This is a genomic window from Paraburkholderia susongensis, from assembly GCF_900177725.1.
GTDB lineage: Bacteria > Pseudomonadota > Gammaproteobacteria > Burkholderiales > Burkholderiaceae > Paraburkholderia > Paraburkholderia susongensis.
Genome location: NZ_FXAT01000010.1, coordinates 155,612 through 174,098, shown reverse-complemented (window position 1 = coordinate 174,098; position 18,487 = coordinate 155,612). Strand labels below are relative to the sequence as shown.

Sequence of the window (18,487 nt, the reverse complement as noted above, 5' to 3'; positions counted from 1 at the left end):
TGAACTTAAGGGAATGACAGCACCATGACATCGAACGACAGCGCAACGCCCGCCACGATGCTCGAACGCGGCGCGGGCGTGGCCGTCTGGCGGCAGATCGAACAGATTCTGGCCGCCGAAATCGCGGCCAGCGGTTTCGGCGAGGAAGGGAGGCTGCCGAGCGAGGGTGAGCTGGCTAAACGCTTCGACGTGAACCGTCACACCGTGCGCCGCGCCATGCTCGGCCTTGCCGCGCTCGGTCTCGTGAGCGTCGAGCAGGGGCGGGGCACGTTCGTGCAGCCCGGCGCGATCGACTATACGATCGGGCGCCGCACGCGCTTCACCGAGAACCTGCGTCAGCAGCATCACTCGGCGGCGGGCACGATGCTGTCGGCCGCGCGCGTGAAGGCCGAACCGGGCGTTGCCAAGGCGCTGGGTCTGCGCGCCGGCGCGGCGGTCTACCGGATCGAATCGTTGCACGAGTCCGACGGCGTGCCGCTCACGTTCGCGCGCAACTGGTATCCGGCCGCGCGTTTCGCCGATCTGCCCGACGTGCTGCAACGCACGGGCGGCATCACGAAGGCGATGGCCGAATTCGGCGTGAACGACTATCTGCGCAAGTGGAGCCGCATCGGCAGCGTACTGCCCGAGCCGGAAGTGGCGCGGCGTTTGAACATCAACCGGCAGCAACCGGTGCTGTGGGTGGAAAACGTCGACGTCGATCTGCAAGGCACACCGGTCAAATACGGCTTTACGCATTTCGCGGCGGATCGCGTACAACTGTTCGTGGAGCATGACCTGTGAGCGGCGCGTCATGGAACCCGGCATGGAGCACACAGGCGCGCTTTGCCGTGTATTACGCACCGTCGCGTGAATCCGCGTGGTGGCAGGCCGGTTCGGCATGGCTCGGCCGCGATGCGCAAAGCGGCGAGCGCTGCGCGCCGCCGCAGCCCCCGGGCCTTGCGCGTGCGCTCGCCGAGCTGACGGATGCGCCGCGCCGCTATGGCTGGCATGGCACGCTGGTCGCGCCGTTCCGCCTTGCCGATGGGCTTACACATGACGACGTGCTCGCCAAGGCGAGTGCCTGGGCGCTCACGCAACGCGCGTTCGCTTTACCGGTGGAAGCCGCCACGCTCGGCGATTTCGTCGCCTTGCGTCCCGCAGGTTCGCACGGCGAAGCGCGCATGCGCGAGGTCGCGGCGAGCGCGCTGCAAGCGCTCGATGCATTGCGCGCGCAACCGTCGGCGGCCGATCTCGCGCGCCGGCTCGCCGCGCCGCTCAGCGAACGGCAGCGGAGCTTGCTGTTGCAATGGGGCTATCCCTACGTGTTCGACGAATTCCGTTTTCATATGACGCTGTCCAATTCCCTCGCCGATGCCGGAGAGCGCGCGACGCTGCTCGCATGGTGGCGGCAGCGCACGCCCGCGCTCGGGCCGTTGATGATCGATCACGCCGCGCTCTTCGTCGAACCGGCGCCCGGCGAGCCGTTCGTGTTGTGGCAGCGCTTGCCGTTTTGCAGCGACGCGCCGGAGAATGAATCGCACAACCAGGTAAGCCAGCCATGACAGGACGTTTGATCTACGTAATGGGACCGTCGGGCGCGGGCAAGGACTCGCTGCTCGGCTTCGCGCGCCAGCATCTGATGGGCGAGCCGATCCTGTTCGCGCACCGCTATATCACTCGGCCGAGCGGCAACGGTGAAGTGCATGTCGCGCTGAGTGTCGAGGAATTCGCCGCGCGTTCGGTGCTGGGCCTCTTCGCGCTCGAATGGTCGAGCCATTCGCTGCGCTACGGCATCGGTATCGAACTCGATGCGTGGCTCGCGCGCGGCTGCACGGTGGTCGTCAACGGTTCGCGGCAGCACGTGCAGCATGCGCTCGTGCGTTATCCGCACGCGGAAGTGGTTCACGTGGACGCCGCCGCGCATATTCTCGAAGCGCGGCTTGGCGCCCGGGCGCGCGAATCGGCGGAGCAGGTCGCGGCGCGCCTCGCGCGGCGTGCGCCGTTTGCGTTGCCCGACGGCGTGCGCTGCACGACGATCGATAATTCCGGCGCGCTCGAAGACGCCGGGCATGCGCTGATTGCCGTGCTGAGGGAGCACGCGAACGCGTAGCGGCGCGTGGTGCGCTACGGGGCGACCCTCATCCTTTCCTGCGTGGCCTGCTGCAAACACGACGCGAATTGCTGCACCGCCGGTGTCGGCAGCAGATCGCGCCGCGAGATGATGCTGAGGTCGTAGTTCGGCAGCGCGTCTTCGATCTGCGCGACGCGAATGCCGAGCGGCGCGACCATCTGCGCGAGCGGCCGCGTGAAGCAACTGATCACGTCGGTCTGCGAGACGAGCCCGAGCGTCACCGCAAACGACGAAGGCGCGCGCAGTTGCCGCTTCGGCACCGGCAGGCCGTGCGCGCTGAACATCGCCATCATCACGCTGTGCGGAAAGTGATCGGCCCCGACCGTCACGATCCATTCGGCGTCGAGCAGTTCATGCAGCCGTGTGACGTTCGCGAGCGGATGCCCGGCGCGCATCGTGACGGCGAACTGCGTCGAGTAGAGCGGCATCTGCACGAGATCGCTGTCCAATGCCTGCACGTGATGGATCGCCGCGAGATCGAGCGCGCCGTTGCGCAGGCGCGCGAGCGCATCGGGCACCGTCACTTCTTCCAGATGCAGATTCACGAGCGGCATCTTCTCGCGAAAGCTCGACACCGCATGCGGCAGCACCGTGAGCGCGAGCGAGGGCATGGTCCCAACGCTGACCTTGCCGGCCAGTTCCCCCTTCACCTGCTCGACGGCTTCGACCGTGCGGCGCATGTCGCCGAGCAACTGCTCCGCGCGTGGCAGCAGCGCGAGTCCGCACGCGGTCAGCTCGATGCCGCGCACGCTGCGCACCATCAACTCCGCATTCAGTGCGCTTTCGAGCTCGCGAATCGTATGCGTGACGGCCGGCTGCGTCACGCCGAGTTCGCGTGCGGCGGCGCGCAAGCTACGGTGGTGCGCGGCGGCGACGAAAGCCTGCAACTGCTGCAATTTCATAAGGGAAATCCCGGATATAAAACCTGTTAATCAGGGTGAAAAAAATAGCATCTTATTCCAACAAAACGGCGTGGCTATAGTGCGAGGCTGCCTACCGGCTTTTGCCATCTTGTTGCCGCCTCTCTGCCGGCCCGAATCCATGGAGCAATAAAGCAATGAACGAGACCCCGCGTTTGACCGAAGTGTCCGATCTGGAGCCTGCCTCCGCGAGCCTGCGTGAGATTCGCCATCACATTCATCACCATCCCGAACTCGCGTACGAGGAAGTGCAGACCGCCGCACTGGTCGCGGAGAAGCTCGAACAGTGGGGCTGGCAGGTTACGCGCGGAGTCGGCAAGACCGGCGTGGTGGGCACGCTCAAGGCGGGCGACGGCAAGCGCAGCATCGGCATTCGCGCGGACATGGACGCGCTGCCGATCCTCGAGCAGACCGGCCTGCCGTATGCGAGCGGCACGCACGGCAAGATGCACGCATGCGGCCACGACGGCCACACGACGATGCTGCTCGGCGCCGCGCAGCATCTCGCGGCCACGCGCAATTTTTCGGGCACCGTGCATCTGTATTTTCAGCCGGCGGAGGAAAGCGGCATCGACAGCGGCGCGCTGAAAATGATCAACGACGGCCTGTTCGAGCGCTTCCCGTGCGACGCCGTGTTCGGCCTGCACAACCATCCGGGCGCGGAGCCTGGCATGCTGCTGTTCCGCAAGGGGCCGTTCATGTCGGCGGGCGACAAGGCGATCATCACGATCGAAGGCGTCGGCGGCCATGCGGCGCGCCCGCATCTGACCGTCGATCCCGTGGTTGTAGCGGCAAGCATCGTGATGGCGCTGCAGACGGTCGTCGCGCGCAACGTCGATCCGTCGCAGCCGGCGGTCGTGACGGTCGGCTCGATGCACGCGGGCACCGCGAACAACGTGATTTCGAGTAGCGCGCGGCTCGAGCTGAGCGTGCGCTCGTTCAGCCCCGACGTGCGCGCGCTGCTGAAGAAGCGCATCACCGAACTCGCCGAAACCCAGGCCGCGAGCTACGGCGGCAAGGCGCACGTCGAATACATCGAGGGCTATCCGGTCGTCATCAATACGGACGCCGAAACGGATTTCGCGGTGCAGGTCGCGCGCGAACTCGTCGGCGACGACAAGGTGGTCGCGCAGACCGATATCCTGATGGGCAGCGAGGACTTCGCGTTCATGCTGCAGCAGCGGCCGGGCACGTTCCTGCGCATCGGCAACGGTGTCGGCGAGGACGGCTGCATGGTGCACAACCCGCACTACGACTTCAACGACCGTAGCTTGCCGGTCGGCGCGGCGTTCTGGGCGCGGCTCGTGGAGCGATATCTGGGGCAGTGAATGGAAGACACGCGATGAATACCACGACCGATGCCGGCCATGCCGTCGACGCCGGCCGGATTTCCAGCCGCGGCGCCGTTGCCGCAGCGGTAATCGGCAACTGGCTCGAATTCTTCGACTTCACCGTCTACGGTTTTTTTGCGGTGATCATCGGCAGGCTGTTTTTTCCGTCGGCGGACCCGACCACGTCGTTGCTGCTCTCTGTCGCAACGTTTGCGGCGGGCTTCATCACGCGGCCGCTCGGCAGCGTGCTGCTCGGCGTCTACGCCGACCGCAAGGGACGTAAGGCCGCGCTCAGCGTGACCATCATGTTGATGGCGGTGAGCACCGGGCTGATTGCGGTCACGCCCACCTACGCGCAGATCGGCCTGGCGGCTCCGCTTCTGATCGTGTTTGCGCGGCTCGTGCAGGGTTTCTCGCAAGGCGGCGAGTTCGGCGCGGCCACCTCGGCGCTGCTCGAGCAGGGCGGCGGTTCGCGGCGCGGTTTTCGCGCGAGCTGGCAGTTGGCGACGCAGGGCGGCGCGGCGCTGATGGGCGCGGGCGTTGCGGCCGCGCTGTCGGCTGCGCTCTCGAAGGAGGCGCTCGAAAGCTGGGGCTGGCGCGTGCCGTTCCTGATCGGCGTGCTGATCGCACCGGTCGGCATCTTCCTGCGCCGCCGTCTCGCCGACGATGCGTTGAGCGCGTACGCGCACGGCATCGAGCGTGGCGTGCTGCACGAGCTGTTCACCGGGCATCTGCGCACCCTCGTGCTGATCACGCTGGCGGTGATGGGCGGCACCGTCTCCACCTACATTCTCACGTTCTACATGCCGACGTACGCGATCCACACGCTCGGCATGCCGATGTCGCTGTCGATGCTGGTAGGTGTCGCCTCGGGCCTCGTGGTGCTGATCATGTGTCCGGTGTTCGGCGCGCTGTCCGACCGCATCGGCAGCCGCAAACTGCCGATGCTGTTCGGCCGCGGCGTACTGGTCCTGCTGCTGTTTCCGGCCTTCATGCTGATGGCGCGCTTTCCGCGGATCTCGGTCATCATGCCGCTGACCTCGCTGATGCTGGTGTTCTACTCGATGGGTTCGGCCTCGGAATTCGCGTTGATGTGCGAGTCGTTTCCGCGGCGCGTGCGCGCGACCGGCATTTCGATCGCGTATGCGCTCTCCGTGTGCGTGTTCGGCGGCACCGCGCAACTGGTGGCGACGTGGCTGGTGCGGCAGACCGGCAGCAAGCTCGCGCCGGCCGGCTACGTGGCGGCGTGTGTGGTGGTGTCGATGATCGCGGTGTCGCTGCTCAGGGAGACGGCGAACAAGCCGCTCGATTGAGCGAGGGGAGCGCTCGCAACGGGCGCTTCACATATCCTCACCCGCGCCGCGCCACCATCTCCGAGACCGTCTGCGCGGCCTCCTGCAGCGGTTCCAGAAACGCCTTCACCATCTGCTTAGCCGAATTGCGCTGCGCGTTGCCGCTGATGTTCATCGCGGCGATCACGCGCCCCTGGCGATTGCGGATCGGCGCGGACAGCGAAATCAGCCCGCCTTCGAGTTCCTGATCGACGATCGCCCAACCCTGGCGGCGCACCTGCGCGATCAGCTTCTTCAGCTCTTCCTTGTCGGTGACCGTGCGCGGCGTGTGCGCGTAGAGCGGCGCCGAGTTCAGCGTTGCGTCGAGCGTGTCGTCATCGAGCGCGGCGAGCAGCACGCGGCCCATCGACGTGCAATACGCGGGCAGGCGGCTGCCGATCGACAGATTGATCGTCATGATCTTGTGGGTCGGCACACGCAGCACATAGACGATCTCGGTGCGATCGAGCACGGCCGCCGAGCAGCTTTCGTGGACCTGCGCCGACAGATTTTCCATCACCGGCTCGGCGAGATTCCAGAACGGCATCGACGTGAGGTACGCGAAACCGAGGTCGAGAATCTTCGGTGTCAGGCGAAACAGGCGTCCCTCGGCTTCCACGTAGCCGAGCGTCTGCAGGGTCAGCAGGATACGCCGCGCGCCCGCGCGCGTGAGGCCGGTCGCGGCGGCGACGTCGGTGAGCGTCTGCTCGGGGCGCCTCGCGTCGAACGCGCGAATGACCGCGAGGCCGCGCGCGAACGACTGCACGTACGAGTCGCCCGGTTTCTCCGGAGCCGGCTCGGTGTTGGCGGGAACGACGGAAGACGACGGCAGGGCTTTGCTCATGGACCTTGGAAAATGCGTTCGGGAAAAGATGCGCACGAAGGCGCACGGCGAGCGCGCCGTTGCATGCAGCGCGTTGCAGCGCAAAGGCGTGACGATAGCTTAAGCCCTCTGTTTCGCCAAATGACGCGCATGCGCTCAAAAATCCCAGGGTTTGCGTGAATACGGTGAGGCTACCCGAATTTGTATGATGACCCGACAACCTGACTCAATCAGCTTATCCGACACCTGATGTTCGACAAGATTCCCGCGCGGGCCTTGAGCGACACCGTCGCACAGCAACTGCTCAAGCAGATCGACAAGGGCACGTTCGCGCGCGGCGGCAAGCTGCCCACCGAGGCCGCGCTCGCGCAGCAGTTCGGCGTGAGCCGCACGGTGATTCGCGAGGCGATCTCGCGGCTGAAGAACGAGGGCGTGGTCGAGCCGCGCCAGGGCAGCGGCGTGTTCGTCGCGGGGCACGGCGCGATCCGGCCGCTGCGCATCGATTACGCGGAAGCGGTCGAGCCGGGCTCGGTCGTGCAGATTCTCGCGCTGCGCCGCGCGATCGAAGCCGAGGTCGCCTCCGAAGCCGCGATGCGCCGCAGCGATGCCGACATCGCATCGATCGACGCCGCGCTCGCGCGCATCGACGAGGCGGTGGCCGACGGTGCGGACGGCGTCGAGGAAGACGTCGCGTTTCATCGCGCGATTGCGGCGGCCACCGGCAATCCGTATTTCCTGAAGACGCTCACGTTTCTCAATCAGTATCTCGAAGCGGGTACGGTCGTCACGCGCCGCAACGAGGCGCTGCGCGAGGATTTTTCGCGCCAGGTGCGCGAGGAGCACGCGGCGATTGCCGCGGCGATTCGCGCGGGCGATCCGATGGCGGCGCGCAACGCCGCGCAGACACATCTATATAACGCGGCGCGAAGGCTTGCCGGAAGCGAACGCAGTGCGAATCGTTGAAGGTCACACATAAGGTCACACATGTCGAGAAATGTCGGTGTCATCGGTCTGGGGGCAATGGGGCTGGGCGTGGCGCGCTCGTTGCTGCGAGCGGGCTTCAAGGTCCATGCGTGCGATCTGCGCCATGAGGTGCTGCAAGGCTTCGTCGCGCAAGGCGGCGTCGGTTGCGCGAGCCCCGCCGAACTCGGCGCGCAATGCGAGGTCGTCATCACGCTGGTCGTGAATGCCGCGCAAACCGAAACCGTGCTGTTCGGCAAAGACGGCGAAGAGGGTGCTCTGGCGGCGATGAAGCCCGGCAGCGTCGTGATCGCGAGCGCCACGGTCGCGCCGGATTTCGCGCGCGAACTCGGTGCACGCGTCGAGGCGGCCGGCCTGCAGATGCTCGACGCGCCGGTCTCGGGCGGCGCGGCGCGCGCCGCGTCCGGCGAGATGACGATGATGACGTCCGGTCCGGCGGCGGCCTACGCCGCGTGCGAGGACGTGCTCGCGGCGATCGCCGGCAAGGTTTATCGGCTCGGGGCTGCGCATGGCGCGGGCTCGAAGGTGAAGATCATCAACCAGTTGCTGGCGGGCGTGCATATCGCGGCGGCGGCCGAGGCGATGGCGCTCGGCTTGCGCGAAGGCGTCGACCCCGGCGCGCTCTACGACGTCATCACGCACAGCGCGGGCAATTCGTGGATGTACGAGAACCGCGTGCCGCACATTCTCGCGGGCGACTACACGCCGCTTTCCGCGGTCGATATTTTCGTCAAGGATCTCGGGCTCGTGCTCGACACCGCGCGCCGCACGAAATTTCCGCTGCCGCTTTCGGCGGCCGCGCATCAGATGTTCATGATGGCGTCGACGGCGGGCCATGGCGGCGAAGACGACTCGGCCGTGGTGAAGATATTTCCGGGCATCGATCTGCCGGCGGCGAAATGAGCGGGGGCACTCGTCATGACGGTTAGCACGCAATGGGTTAGCACGACAGCGGGTGGTGCGACGGCGGCCGGCAAAAAACCGCCTCGCGAGCGCGGCGCGCTGCTCGGTTGTATCGCCGACGATTTCACCGGCGCGACCGATCTCGCCAACATGCTCGTGCGCGGCGGCATGCGCACGGTGCAGACGATCGGCGTACCCACGGTAAACGATTCGAACGATTCGAGCGACGCGCTCGAGGCCGACGCGCTCGTCGTTGCGTTGAAGTCGCGCACGATCGCTGCCGCCGATGCAGTCGCGCAATCGCTCGCCGCGCTCGACTGGCTGCGCGCGCAAGGCTGCCGCCAGTTCTTCTTCAAGTACTGCTCGACGTTCGATTCGACCGACGCGGGCAACATCGGTCCCGTGACCGATGCGTTGCTGAACGCGCTATCCGCCGAATTTGCCGGGCGTGCGTCGTTCACGATTGCGTGTCCGGCGTTTCCCGAGAACGGCCGCACGATCTTTCGCGGTCATCTGTTCGTCGGTGACGTGCTGCTCGATGAATCGGGCATGGAACACCATCCGCTCACGCCGATGCGCGACGCGAACCTCGTACGCGTGCTGCAGCGGCAGACTCGATCGAAGGTCGGTCTCGTGCGCTACGACGCGGTTGCGCAAGGCGCGCAGTCCGTGCGCGCCGCGTTCGACGCATTGCGTGCGGACGGCGTACGCATGGCGATTGCCGATGCGATATCCGACGCCGATCTGCACGTGCTCGGGCAGGCCTGCGCGGACCTCGCGCTGGTGACGGGCGGCTCGGGTATCGCGCTCGGCTTGCCGGCCAACTTTCGCCGCGCGGGTCTGCTCGACGAGCGCGGCGACGCCGCGCAACTGCCGCGCGTCGCAGGTTTGTCGGCGGTGCTCGCGGGCAGCGCATCGAAGGCGACCAACGCGCAGGTCGCCGCATGGCGCGCGACGCGGCCGGCGTTTCGCATCGATCCGCTCGCGGCGGCGCGCGGCGAGCCCGTCGTCGAACAGGCGCTCGCGTTCGCGCAGGCCAGTCTCGAGCGCGCCGAACCGGTGCTGATCTACGCGACTGCCTCGCCCGACGAAGTGAAGGCGGTGCAGCGCGAACTCGGCGTCAACGAAGCCGGGCATCTGGTCGAAGCGACGCTGGCGTCGATCGCGCGCGGTTTGCGCGAGCGCGGTGTGCGCAAGTTCGTCGTCGCGGGCGGCGAGACCTCGGGCGCGGTCGTGCAGGCGCTCGACGTGCACACGCTGCGCATCGGCGCGCAGATCGATCCCGGCGTGCCCGCCACTGTGACGACCGGCGCCGAGCCGCTTGCGCTCGCGTTGAAGTCCGGCAACTTCGGCACGACCGACTTCTTCGAAAAAGCGCTGCGCCATCTCGACGGAGCCGCGCCATGACCGGCGCACCCGCACTCCACACAACGGACGAAGCGCGCGTGCGCGAGGAAATCTGCGTATGCGGCGCGAGCCTCTACCAGCGCGGCTATACGGTCGGGACGGCCGGCAACATTAGCGCGCGGCTCGACGACGGCTGGCTCATCACGCCGACCGACGCGTGCCTCGGCCGCCTCGATCCCGCCGATATCGCGAAGGTCGATGTCGACGGGCGCGCGGTATCGGGCGGCAAGCCCTCGAAAACGCTCTCACTGCATCAAGGCATCTATGCACGCAATCGCGAGGCGCGCGGCGTCGTCCATACGCATTCGACACATCTGGTCGCGCTGACGCTCGCGGGCGTCTGGAGCGAGACCGACGTGCTGCCGCCGATCACGCCGTACTACGTGATGAAAGTGGGACATGTCCCGCTGATTCGTTACCGCCGCCCCGGCGATCCGCAAGTGGCCGCGCAGATCGCCGCGCTCGCCAGCAGCGTGCGCGCGGTGCTGCTCGAACGGCTGGGGCCGGTGGTGTGGGAGCGTTCGGTCGCGCATGCGTCGTATGCGCTCGAAGAACTCGAGGAGACTGCACGTTTGTGGCTGATGATGAATCCGCGCCCCATGCCGCTCGACGAAGCCGCGCTCGAAGAACTGCGCGCCGTGTTCGGCGCGCGCTGGTAGAGGGGCGCGCATCGGGGGACCACACAGGCGTGTGTGCTGCGCCGGTCCCTGGAGTCAATCGCTTCATTGCCGCTCATGCGTGACGCGCGTAAGCCCTGAGCCGGGCGGCGCGCAGCGCGCCGCATCAGACCGTTTTCAAGGAGCCGCGCCATGCCTCGCTTCGCTGCCAATCTCACGATGATGTACAACGAGCACACTTTCCTCGAGCGTTTCGCCGCCGCCGCGCGCGACGGTTTCAAAGCGGTCGAGTTTCTGTTTCCATACGACTTTCGCGCCGGCGAACTGAAATCCCGGCTCGATGCAAGCGGTCTCACGCAGGCGCTTTTCAATGCGCCGCCCGGCGACTGGGCCGGCGGCGAGCGCGGCCTCGCCGCATTGCCGGGCCGCGAGGACGAATTCCGGCGCAGCATCGACACCGCGCTCGGCTACGCGCGCGAACTCGGCAACCGCAAACTGCATGTGATGGCCGGCATCGCTCCGAAGGGTCAGCCGCGCGAAAAACTTCGCGACATCTATCTGAAGAATCTCGCGTATGCCGCGCAGACCGCGCAAGCCGGGCAGATCACGATCGTCATCGAGCCGATCAATACGCGCGACATGCCGGGCTATTTCCTCAATCGCCAGGACGATGCGCAGGCGATCTGCGCGGAAGTCGGCGCGCCGAATCTCAAGGTGCAGTTCGACTGCTACCACTGCCAGATCGTCGAGGGCGATCTGGCGACGAAACTCAAACGCGATATGGCGGGCATCGGCCATATCCAGATCGCGGGCGTGCCGGAACGTCACGAGCCCGATATCGGCGAGCTGAACTACCCGTATCTGTTCGATCTCATCGATTCGCTCGGCTACGACGGCTACATCGGCTGCGAATACCGGCCGCGCGCGGCGACGTCGGCGGGGCTCGGCTGGCTGCGGCCTTATCTGGACGCCGCGCGCTGAGCGCCGCGCTCTATCGTTCCTTATCACTTTTGTCGCTCTCGTCGCTTATCGTCGAACACCATCACCATCAGGACACGCAACCATGAAAGTACTGATTACCGGCGGCGCCGGCTTTCTCGGCCAGCGTCTCGCGAGCGAACTGCTCGCGCGCGGTTCGCTCAAAGATGCGCACGGCGTGCCGCAAGCGATCGGCGAACTGGTGCTGCTCGACGTCGCGCGCGCCAATGATTTCGGCGACAAACGCGTGCGCACGGAAGTGGGCGATATTGCGGAGCGCAGCGTGCTCGAACGCGCGATCGACGACAGGACCACGGCGATCTTTCATCTGGCCGCGATCGTGAGCGGCCAGGCCGAAGCGGATTTCGACCTCGGCATGCGCATCAATCTCGATGCGTCGCGTTTGCTGCTCGAAGTCTGCCGGCAGCGCGAGCATCGGCCGCGCGTCGTGTTCACGAGTTCGGTCGCGGTCTATGGCGGCGATCTTCCCGAGGTCGTGCAGGACGATAGCGCGCTCAATCCGCAATCGTCGTATGGCGCGCAGAAGGCGATCGCCGAGTTGCTGCTCAACGATTATTCGCGGCGCGGCTTCGTCGATGGCCGCGTGTTGCGGCTGCCGACCATCAGCGTGCGGCCGGGGCGGCCGAATGCGGCGGCGTCGTCGTTTGCGAGCGGCATCATCCGCGAGCCGCTGAACGGCGAGGAGGCCGTGTGCCCGGTCGCGGGTTCGACGCGGCTCTGGCTGCTGTCGCCGCGCAAGGCAATCGAAAGCCTGATCGCCGGACTCGAACTCGACGCCGCCGTGCTCGGCAAACAGCGCGTGCTGAATCTGCCGGGGATATCGGTGAGCGTCGACGAGATGATCGCGGCGCTGCGCGAGGTCGCGGGCGAGGCGGTGGCAAGCCGTATCGTGCGGCAGCCCGATGAGCGCATCGGCAAGATCGTCGGTAGCTGGCCGGGCGCGTGGGATACGTCGCGCGCCGAACGGCTCGGTCTTGCCGGCGAGCGCAGTTTCGCGGACGTGATCCGCAGCTATATCGCCGATGAGGGGATCGCGATTCGCTGACAGGCGCCGCCGGCCATCCGCCATGCCTGCGCGTATTCCCTGGTATTTCGCTGGTATTCGCTGGCACGGACTCGGCCGCGCTTGACATGGTTTTACGCACGCGCCTATTATCGTGTCTGTTTGTTCGATATATGACCTTGTGTTCGTATATAGAACATGAGGCCGGGCAAGGAAGAACGCAACCGTTGTCGATCCCAAGCCCATCGTTCACGATCCTGCGCTAAGCTGCTTCGATGTGACGGCCGCCGCGCCGCCGCTTTCCGAAGCTTTTTGCCACTTGCCGTGATGGCCGCCGGGCCGATGCGTGAGCGCATCGAACCTGTGTCATCCGCGCAAGGCCGGCGCGCGGCGCAGCGCACGCAGCATTTCAACTGGAGACATCACATGACCGAAGCATTCCTGTGCGACGCGATTCGCACCCCCATTGGCCGCTATGCGGGTTCGCTGTCGTCGGTGCGCGCCGACGACCTGGGCGCGGTGCCGCTCAAGGCGCTGATGGAGCGCAACAAGAACGTCGACTGGACCGCGATCGACGACGTGATCTACGGCTGCGCGAACCAGGCCGGTGACGACAACCGCAACGTCGCGCGCATGTCGCTGCTGCTCGCGGGTCTGCCGAAGGACGTGCCGGGCTCGACGGTCAACCGTCTGTGCGGCTCGGGCATGGACGCAGTCGGCATCGCCGCGCGCGCGATCAAGTCGGGCGAGGCCGCGCTGATGCTGGCGGGCGGCGTCGAAAGCATGAGCCGCGCGCCGTTCGTGATGCCCAAGGCGACCAGCGCGTTCTCGCGTCAGAACGAGGTCTACGACACGACGATCGGCTGGCGCTTCGTCAACCCGCTGATGAAGAAGCTGTACGGCGTCGACTCGATGCCGGAAACCGGCGAAAACGTCGCGACCGACTACAACATCAGCCGCGCCGACCAGGACGCGTTCGCGCTGCGCAGCCAGCAGAAGGCGGCTCGCGCGCAACGCGACGGCACGCTCGCGCAGGAAATCGTCGGCGTGACGATCGCGCAGAAGAAGGGCGACCCGATCACGGTCACGCAGGACGAGCATCCGCGCGAAACGAGCCTCGAAACGCTCGCGAAGCTGAAGGGCGTCGTGCGCCCGGACGGCACGGTCACGGCCGGTAACGCCTCGGGCGTGAACGACGGCGCGGCCGCGCTGCTGCTCGCCAACGAAGAAACCGCGAAGCGCTTCGGCCTCACGCCGCGTGCCCGCGTGCTCGGCATGGCCACCGCCGGCGTCGAGCCGCGCGTGATGGGCATTGGTCCGGCACCCGCCACGCAGAAGCTGCTCGCCCGTCTGGGTATGACGATCGATCAGTTCGACGTGATCGAACTGAACGAGGCGTTCGCGTCGCAAGGCATCGCGGTGCTGCGCGCACTCGGCGTCGCCGAGGACGATCCTCGCGTGAACCCGAACGGCGGCGCGATTGCGCTCGGCCACCCGCTCGGCATGAGCGGCGCGCGTCTGGTCACGACCGCGATGTATCAACTGCAACGCACGCAAGGCCGCTTCGCGCTGTGCACGATGTGTATCGGCGTCGGCCAGGGCATCGCCATCGCTATCGAGCGCGTGTAACGAGCTAATGCGGGCAGCGGGGCGCGCGGTGTTCGTGTCGGCCGCTGCCCCGCAAGCACCCCAAGGCTAGGCCGATTGCTCGCGCTGCCGCGTCAGATCGCATTCGAGAAAGATCGCGCCGGGAACCGGATTGAACACGTAAGCCTCGATCGGTTCGAAACCGAGCGATGCATAGAGTCCCAGCGCCGCCTGCATGGTCGGCAGCGTGTCGAGGCGCATGCGCCGATAGCCTGCCTCTCTCGCGAACTCGCAAATGCACGCGGCCAGTTGCCTGCCCGCGTGCAGGCCACGTCCCGCTGGCCGCACATAGAGGCGTTTCATTTCGCAGGTCGTTTCGTCGAGCGGACGCATCGCGACGCAGCCGACAATTTCACCGGCGTCGTTGCTCGCGAGCAGCACGCGGCCCTGCGGCGCCGCGAATTTGCCAGGCAAGCCGGCGAGTTCGGAGTCGAATTGCTGGAAGCCGAGGTCGATGCCGAGACTCCCGGCATATTCGCGGAAGATGGTCCGCACGGTTTCGAGCTGTTCTGGAAAGCGGGCGGCCTGGATATGGATCATGCGCGGTTCGCGGTCAATGCGCGGTCAATGCGCGGTCAATGTTGCGATCCGGGCAGTTTAGCGGAACGTACGCGTTTCACCGCAACCGCGGATATCACTCGGGCCGCACGGGAAAGCGAATCTCAAACGTCGTTCCCACTCCCTCGCGCGACGTAAATCCGATGTGACCGTCCAGCGCGCGACAGAGCTCGCTGACGATAGCGAGCCCGAGCCCCGTACCCGGAATGTCGTCGCCGGCCGCGCGCTCGAATTCGTCGAACACGCGCTCCGCGTCCGCGGGCGCGATGCCCACGCCGGTATCGGACACACGAATCGTCCAGTGCTCGGTGCCTTGAGCCGAGAACTGCAATTCGACTTGCCCCGATTTCGTGTACTTGATCGCATTGGACAGCAGATTGACCGCGATCTGCTTGAGCTTCAGACGATTGGACGTGACGACCGGCAGCGCCGGATCGATCGAGGTGAGCAGCGTGAGACCCTTGGCCTCGATCAGCGGCCGCGACGACACCACGAGTTCATCGTGGAGCTCGCGCAGATCGACTTCTTCGAGCGCAAGCGGCGCAGCGTCGCCGAGCACGACCGAGTACTCGACCATCTGCTCGACCAGTTGCTTCATGTCGGCGGCCTGACGGTTCGCGAGCGCCAATGCGGTGTCGGCCTTCGACGGTGCCTGCGCGATGAGTTGCAGTGCAATCGAAAATGCGTTGAGGAAATTGCGCAGATCATGCACGACGCCGCGCGTGATCTGCATGCGCGATTCGTGGAGATCGCCGACCAGCCGCTGCTTGAGCATTAACTCACGATTCGCGTGCTCGAGCTGCCCCGTGTACTCGTCGATTCTGCGGTCGCGCTCGTTGACCACTTCCTTGATCGATGTGTACGCGACCATGCTGAACGCTTCGGCGATGAGCCGCCGCGCGCGGCTTTCGTGACGCCGCGTGAACGTGCTCTCGCGCGTGGCGAATTCCTCGAGCGCATCGGCGAGCACCTGCCGGAAAAGGTCGAGTTCGCGCACGAGTTCTTCGATGCGGTAACCCTGGCGCCAGCGAATCTTGCCGTGCTTCCTCGCATGGCGCTCGATCGACGTTTCGACCTGCTCGAGGTCTTCCACGTCGAGCGCCGCGCACAGCCCGTCGAGAATTTCCGGCAGATGATCGGCGAGTTGCTGGTAAGTGAGCTTGTCGGCTTCGACGAGATCGGCGTCGGTGGACACAGCCTGCATCCATTGCTTCGTGAGACGGCCCTGTTCCGCTCTGACGAAGTCGGCAAAATCGCGTAGCGGGCTTATACGTGTGTCGGTCATGATGAATACGGCAATGAAGTTTCTACAACGTACGAACGCACGAATCCGCCCGATCGCATTGGTTTCCCCGGCTCCGCGGGCTTTTTTCACGTTGCGCGCGAGCAAGCGCGCGGCCGTAGCCGGGAGGTAGCCGAAGATGCGGCCCATTATCGCCGCAATTGCCGTCCGTGGAATAGCTCTTGCGTAGTGCCGTCGGACTATCGACGCATTGAGTCCACAACGATGATGCGCTCAATCCTGCTGGTGGACGACGAGCCGGAAATTCTGGCCGCGTGGTGCCTGATTCTTGAATGCGAAGGCTACGAGGTGAGTTGCGCGAGCAACGGCGCCGAGGCGCTCGCGTGCGTGAGCGCTCATGTTCCCGACCTGATTGTCACGGACTGGATGATGCCGGTCATGGATGGCGCCGAGTTGTGCCATCGCCTCAAGACAATGCCCCAGTTCGTCAATGTGCCGATTCTGGTTCACACGGCGGTGCCGCCGCCCGACAGCGATGATGCGAAGAACTGGAGTCTGTGCCTGCGCAAGCCGAGCGGCGCGGAGCTTTTTCTGACAACGGTCGCTCAGTTGTGCGAACCCGATCGTTGAGGCGTTAGCCATGCGCGGCATCAGTAGTGGCACCATTATTCAGGATGCCTTCGGAATCGGCCTTCAGAAAATCGACGAACGCGCGCAACGGCGCGGGCACATGACGATGCCCCGGGTAGTAGAGAAACGGCCCCGAAAAGCGCTGCCACCACGGCTCGAGAATCGGTTCGAGTGCGCCGCTGTCGAGATGCGCGCGCAGCATGTCTTCGAACAGATGAATGATGCCGACGCCCGCGACGGCGCAGCTGACCGCGAGGTCGATCGCAGCGCCCGGCCGCACGAGCAGCGGCCCGGTCGGGTGCAGTTGCAGCAGTTCGCCGTCGCGTTCGAAGTACCAGGTCGGCGTGGCGCCGCTTGCGAACTGCCCGCGCAGGCAGGCGTGGGAAAGCAGCTCACGCGGATGCACGGGGCGCCCGTGCGCGTCGAGATACGCGGGCGATGCGGCTGTCGCGAAGCGCTGCACGCGCGCGCCGATCGGCACCGCGATCATGTCCTGCTCGAGGCGCTCGTCGTAGCGGATGCCCGCATCGCAACCGACCGATAGCACGTCGACGAAGCCATCTTCCACCACCACTTCGACGCGGATGTCCGGATACGTCTTCAGGAAGCGCGCGAGCACGTCGGGCAGCACGATGCGCGCGGCGCTCGACGGCACGTTGAGTTTGAGTGTGCCGGTCGGCTTGTCCCTGAAGCCGTTGAGCACGTCGAGCGCCGCTTCCATTTCGCCGAACAGAGGCGTGAGCGTTTCGATAAGGCGCCGTCCCGCCTCGGTCGGCGCCACGCTGCGCGTGGTGCGGTTGAGCAGCCGCAGGCCGAGTTTCGTTTCGAGCCGGCGCACCGCGACGCTCAGGCTCGACGCGGACACGCCGCTCACGCGTGCCGCGTCGCGAAAGCCGCCCGCGCGGGCGACCGAAACGAAGGCGGCGAGATCGTTCAGTTCCATGGCGATTGTTCATATTCTTAAACAACCCGTACACGTTAGACCGGTTTATTCAACAACGCAATCCGGCGATACTGCCGCTCAATACTTCCTGGTTTTCAATCTTGCTTCTCAATTCTGCTTCTCAAGGAGATCGTCATGCCGAGCTTCAACTCCAACCCGACTTTCGAATTTGCGGGCCGCACGGTGCGGCGCATGGGTTACGGCGCGATGCAGCTTGCCGGTCCCGGCGTCTTCGGGCCGCCGAAAGATCACACCGCGGCGCTCGCGGTGCTGCGCGAGGCGGTGGCCTCGGGCGTCAATCACATCGATACGAGCGATTTCTACGGGCCGCACGTGACCAACCAGTTGATCCGCGAGGCGCTTCATCCGTACCCGGACGATCTCGTGATCGTCACGAAGGTGGGGGCGGTTCGCGGCAGCGACGCCTCGTGGCTGCCGGCGCAGGAGCCGGCCGAGATCGAGCGCGCGGTGCACGACAATCTGCGCAATCTCGGCATCGATGCGCTCGAGGTGGTCAACATGCGCATCATGGGCGACGTGCATGCGCCGAGCGAAGGCTCGATCGAAAAGCAGGTCACGGCGCTTGCCGAGTTGCAGCAGCGCGGGCTCGTGCGTCATGTCGGTTTGAGCAACGTGACCGCGACGCAGATCGCCGAGGCGCAACGCATCACGAAGGTGGTCTGCATACAGAATCACTACAACCTCGTGCACCGCAGCGACGATGCGTTGATCGGCAATCTCGCGGCTCAAGGCATTGCGTACGTGCCGTTCTTTCCGCTGGGGGGCTTCACGCCGATTCAATCGTCGGCGCTGTCGGACCTGGCGCAAACGCTCGGTGCAACGCCGCTGCAACTCGCGCTTGCGTGGCTATTGCATCGGGCGCCTAACATTCTGCTGATTCCGGGTACGTCGTCGGTCGGGCATCTGCGCGAAAACCTGCAGGCGGCGCAATTGAATCTGAGCAGTGAGGTGCTCGATCAACTGGATGCGATCGGCGGCGCGAGTTGATCGCATGACGCGAGGCGCGAGTGGTATCGC

The 18,487-nt window shown here is 65.7% G+C and carries 19 protein-coding genes; 14 read left to right on the top strand and 5 right to left on the bottom strand.

All coding sequences use genetic code 11. The features are described from left to right. The first annotated feature begins 24 nt into the window (after positions 1-24). Genes phnF through phnN form a run of 3 tightly spaced genes read left to right on the top strand, consistent with a single transcriptional unit; the run spans position 25 to position 2,092 of the window. The gene (gene phnF, locus B9Z01_RS25740; protein ID WP_085488287.1) at positions 25-783 is read left to right on the top strand and encodes a phosphonate metabolism transcriptional regulator PhnF; all 759 of its coding nucleotides are present in this window, start codon (positions 25-27) and stop codon (positions 781-783) included. Further along, positions 780-1,544 carry a DUF1045 domain-containing protein gene (locus B9Z01_RS25735; protein WP_085488285.1) on the top strand — a complete coding sequence of 255 codons (765 nt, stop codon included), beginning with the start codon at positions 780-782 and terminating at the stop codon, positions 1,542-1,544. Before phnF ends, B9Z01_RS25735 begins: the two co-directional genes overlap by 4 nt. Next, positions 1,541-2,092 carry a phosphonate metabolism protein/1,5-bisphosphokinase (PRPP-forming) PhnN gene (gene phnN / locus B9Z01_RS25730; RefSeq protein ID WP_085488283.1) on the top strand — a complete coding sequence of 184 codons (552 nt, stop codon included), beginning with the start codon at positions 1,541-1,543 and terminating at the stop codon, positions 2,090-2,092. Before B9Z01_RS25735 ends, phnN begins: the two co-directional genes overlap by 4 nt. Positions 2,093-2,106: 14 nt before the next feature. On the opposite strand, the gene B9Z01_RS25725 is transcribed toward phnN, so the two are convergent. Further along, on the bottom strand, positions 2,107-3,015 hold the full coding sequence (locus B9Z01_RS25725; protein ID WP_143809062.1) for a LysR family transcriptional regulator: 909 nt from the start codon (positions 3,013-3,015) through the stop codon (positions 2,107-2,109). A gap of 155 nt (positions 3,016-3,170) precedes the next feature. Here B9Z01_RS25725 and B9Z01_RS25720 point away from each other — a divergent pair, with 155 nt between their 5' ends. Next, the gene (locus B9Z01_RS25720) at positions 3,171-4,361 is read left to right on the top strand and encodes a M20 aminoacylase family protein (protein ID WP_085488279.1); all 1,191 of its coding nucleotides are present in this window, start codon (positions 3,171-3,173) and stop codon (positions 4,359-4,361) included. A gap of 14 nt (positions 4,362-4,375) precedes the next feature. After that, positions 4,376-5,677, top strand: coding sequence for an MFS transporter (locus B9Z01_RS25715; RefSeq protein WP_085488277.1), 1,302 nt, complete (start codon positions 4,376-4,378; stop codon positions 5,675-5,677). A gap of 37 nt (positions 5,678-5,714) precedes the next feature. Here the strand turns inward: B9Z01_RS25715 and B9Z01_RS25710 are convergent, their stop codons facing one another. Beyond that, entirely contained in the window at positions 5,715-6,539 is an 825-nt protein-coding gene (locus tag B9Z01_RS25710; RefSeq protein WP_085488275.1) for an IclR family transcriptional regulator, read from the bottom strand. Positions 6,540-6,767: 228 nt separating this feature from the next. On the opposite strand from B9Z01_RS25710, the gene B9Z01_RS25705 reads away from it, so the two are divergent. From B9Z01_RS25705 to pcaF, 7 genes are all read left to right on the top strand, one after another. Next, positions 6,768-7,481, top strand: coding sequence for a FadR/GntR family transcriptional regulator (locus B9Z01_RS25705; protein WP_085488273.1), 714 nt, complete (start codon positions 6,768-6,770; stop codon positions 7,479-7,481). Positions 7,482-7,502: 21 nt separating this feature from the next. Then, complete coding sequence (gene ltnD, locus B9Z01_RS25700; protein WP_085488271.1) at positions 7,503-8,402, top strand: L-threonate dehydrogenase; 900 nt, start codon at positions 7,503-7,505, stop codon at positions 8,400-8,402. A gap of 15 nt (positions 8,403-8,417) precedes the next feature. Further along, the gene (gene otnK / locus B9Z01_RS25695) at positions 8,418-9,809 is read left to right on the top strand and encodes a 3-oxo-tetronate kinase (RefSeq protein WP_085488269.1); all 1,392 of its coding nucleotides are present in this window, start codon (positions 8,418-8,420) and stop codon (positions 9,807-9,809) included. Further along, positions 9,806-10,468 (top strand): 3-oxo-tetronate 4-phosphate decarboxylase, encoded by a 663-nt coding sequence (gene otnC, locus B9Z01_RS25690; protein ID WP_085488267.1) that lies wholly within the window; start codon positions 9,806-9,808, stop codon positions 10,466-10,468. Before otnK ends, otnC begins: the two co-directional genes overlap by 4 nt. A gap of 150 nt (positions 10,469-10,618) precedes the next feature. Continuing rightward, the gene (gene otnI / locus B9Z01_RS25685) at positions 10,619-11,407 is read left to right on the top strand and encodes a 2-oxo-tetronate isomerase (protein WP_085488265.1); all 789 of its coding nucleotides are present in this window, start codon (positions 10,619-10,621) and stop codon (positions 11,405-11,407) included. An 82-nt stretch (positions 11,408-11,489) separates the two neighbouring features. After that, on the top strand, positions 11,490-12,470 hold the full coding sequence (denD, locus tag B9Z01_RS25680) for a D-erythronate dehydrogenase (protein ID WP_085488263.1): 981 nt from the start codon (positions 11,490-11,492) through the stop codon (positions 12,468-12,470). Positions 12,471-12,854: 384 nt separating this feature from the next. Further along, positions 12,855-14,057, top strand: a complete 1,203-nt coding sequence (gene pcaF, locus B9Z01_RS25675; protein WP_085488420.1) for a 3-oxoadipyl-CoA thiolase — start codon at positions 12,855-12,857, stop codon at positions 14,055-14,057. A 66-nt stretch (positions 14,058-14,123) separates the two neighbouring features. Here pcaF and B9Z01_RS25670 read toward each other — a convergent pair whose 3' ends face one another. Together B9Z01_RS25670 and B9Z01_RS25665 are read right to left on the bottom strand one after the other, a co-directional pair. Continuing rightward, entirely contained in the window at positions 14,124-14,615 is a 492-nt protein-coding gene (locus B9Z01_RS25670) for a GNAT family N-acetyltransferase (protein WP_085488261.1), read from the bottom strand. 94 nt (positions 14,616-14,709) lie between these two features. Next, positions 14,710-15,918 carry a sensor histidine kinase gene (locus B9Z01_RS25665; protein WP_085488418.1) on the bottom strand — a complete coding sequence of 403 codons (1,209 nt, stop codon included), beginning with the start codon at positions 15,916-15,918 and terminating at the stop codon, positions 14,710-14,712. A gap of 222 nt (positions 15,919-16,140) precedes the next feature. On the opposite strand from B9Z01_RS25665, the gene B9Z01_RS25660 reads away from it, so the two are divergent. Continuing rightward, the gene (locus tag B9Z01_RS25660; protein WP_085488259.1) at positions 16,141-16,506 is read left to right on the top strand and encodes a response regulator; all 366 of its coding nucleotides are present in this window, start codon (positions 16,141-16,143) and stop codon (positions 16,504-16,506) included. 4 nt (positions 16,507-16,510) lie between these two features. On the opposite strand, the gene B9Z01_RS25655 is transcribed toward B9Z01_RS25660, so the two are convergent. Continuing rightward, positions 16,511-17,449 (bottom strand): LysR family transcriptional regulator, encoded by a 939-nt coding sequence (locus B9Z01_RS25655; RefSeq protein ID WP_085488257.1) that lies wholly within the window; start codon positions 17,447-17,449, stop codon positions 16,511-16,513. 135 nt (positions 17,450-17,584) lie between these two features. Here B9Z01_RS25655 and B9Z01_RS25650 point away from each other — a divergent pair, with 135 nt between their 5' ends. Then, complete coding sequence (locus B9Z01_RS25650; protein WP_085488255.1) at positions 17,585-18,457, top strand: aldo/keto reductase family oxidoreductase; 873 nt, start codon at positions 17,585-17,587, stop codon at positions 18,455-18,457. Positions 18,458-18,487 lie beyond the last annotated feature (30 nt).

Coding starts and splice junctions, on each gene's coding strand:
- ltnD (WP_085488271.1), top strand. CDS start 7,503: ATGTCGAGAAATGTCGGTGTCATCGGTCTGGGGGCAATGGGGCTGGGC.
- B9Z01_RS25655 (WP_085488257.1), bottom strand. CDS start 17,449: ATGGAACTGAACGATCTCGCCGCCTTCGTTTCGGTCGCCCGCGCGGGC.
- otnK (WP_085488269.1), top strand. CDS start 8,418: ATGACGGTTAGCACGCAATGGGTTAGCACGACAGCGGGTGGTGCGACG.
- B9Z01_RS25715 (WP_085488277.1), top strand. CDS start 4,376: ATGAATACCACGACCGATGCCGGCCATGCCGTCGACGCCGGCCGGATT.
- phnF (WP_085488287.1), top strand. CDS start 25: ATGACATCGAACGACAGCGCAACGCCCGCCACGATGCTCGAACGCGGC.
- pcaF (WP_085488420.1), top strand. CDS start 12,855: ATGACCGAAGCATTCCTGTGCGACGCGATTCGCACCCCCATTGGCCGC.
- otnC (WP_085488267.1), top strand. CDS start 9,806: ATGACCGGCGCACCCGCACTCCACACAACGGACGAAGCGCGCGTGCGC.
- phnN (WP_085488283.1), top strand. CDS start 1,541: ATGACAGGACGTTTGATCTACGTAATGGGACCGTCGGGCGCGGGCAAG.
- B9Z01_RS25710 (WP_085488275.1), bottom strand. CDS start 6,539: ATGAGCAAAGCCCTGCCGTCGTCTTCCGTCGTTCCCGCCAACACCGAG.
- B9Z01_RS25725 (WP_143809062.1), bottom strand. CDS start 3,015: ATGAAATTGCAGCAGTTGCAGGCTTTCGTCGCCGCCGCGCACCACCGT.
- B9Z01_RS25670 (WP_085488261.1), bottom strand. CDS start 14,615: ATGATCCATATCCAGGCCGCCCGCTTTCCAGAACAGCTCGAAACCGTG.
- B9Z01_RS25720 (WP_085488279.1), top strand. CDS start 3,171: ATGAACGAGACCCCGCGTTTGACCGAAGTGTCCGATCTGGAGCCTGCC.
- otnI (WP_085488265.1), top strand. CDS start 10,619: ATGCCTCGCTTCGCTGCCAATCTCACGATGATGTACAACGAGCACACT.
- B9Z01_RS25660 (WP_085488259.1), top strand. CDS start 16,141: ATGATGCGCTCAATCCTGCTGGTGGACGACGAGCCGGAAATTCTGGCC.
- denD (WP_085488263.1), top strand. CDS start 11,490: ATGAAAGTACTGATTACCGGCGGCGCCGGCTTTCTCGGCCAGCGTCTC.
- B9Z01_RS25650 (WP_085488255.1), top strand. CDS start 17,585: ATGCCGAGCTTCAACTCCAACCCGACTTTCGAATTTGCGGGCCGCACG.
- B9Z01_RS25665 (WP_085488418.1), bottom strand. CDS start 15,918: ATGACCGACACACGTATAAGCCCGCTACGCGATTTTGCCGACTTCGTC.
- B9Z01_RS25705 (WP_085488273.1), top strand. CDS start 6,768: ATGTTCGACAAGATTCCCGCGCGGGCCTTGAGCGACACCGTCGCACAG.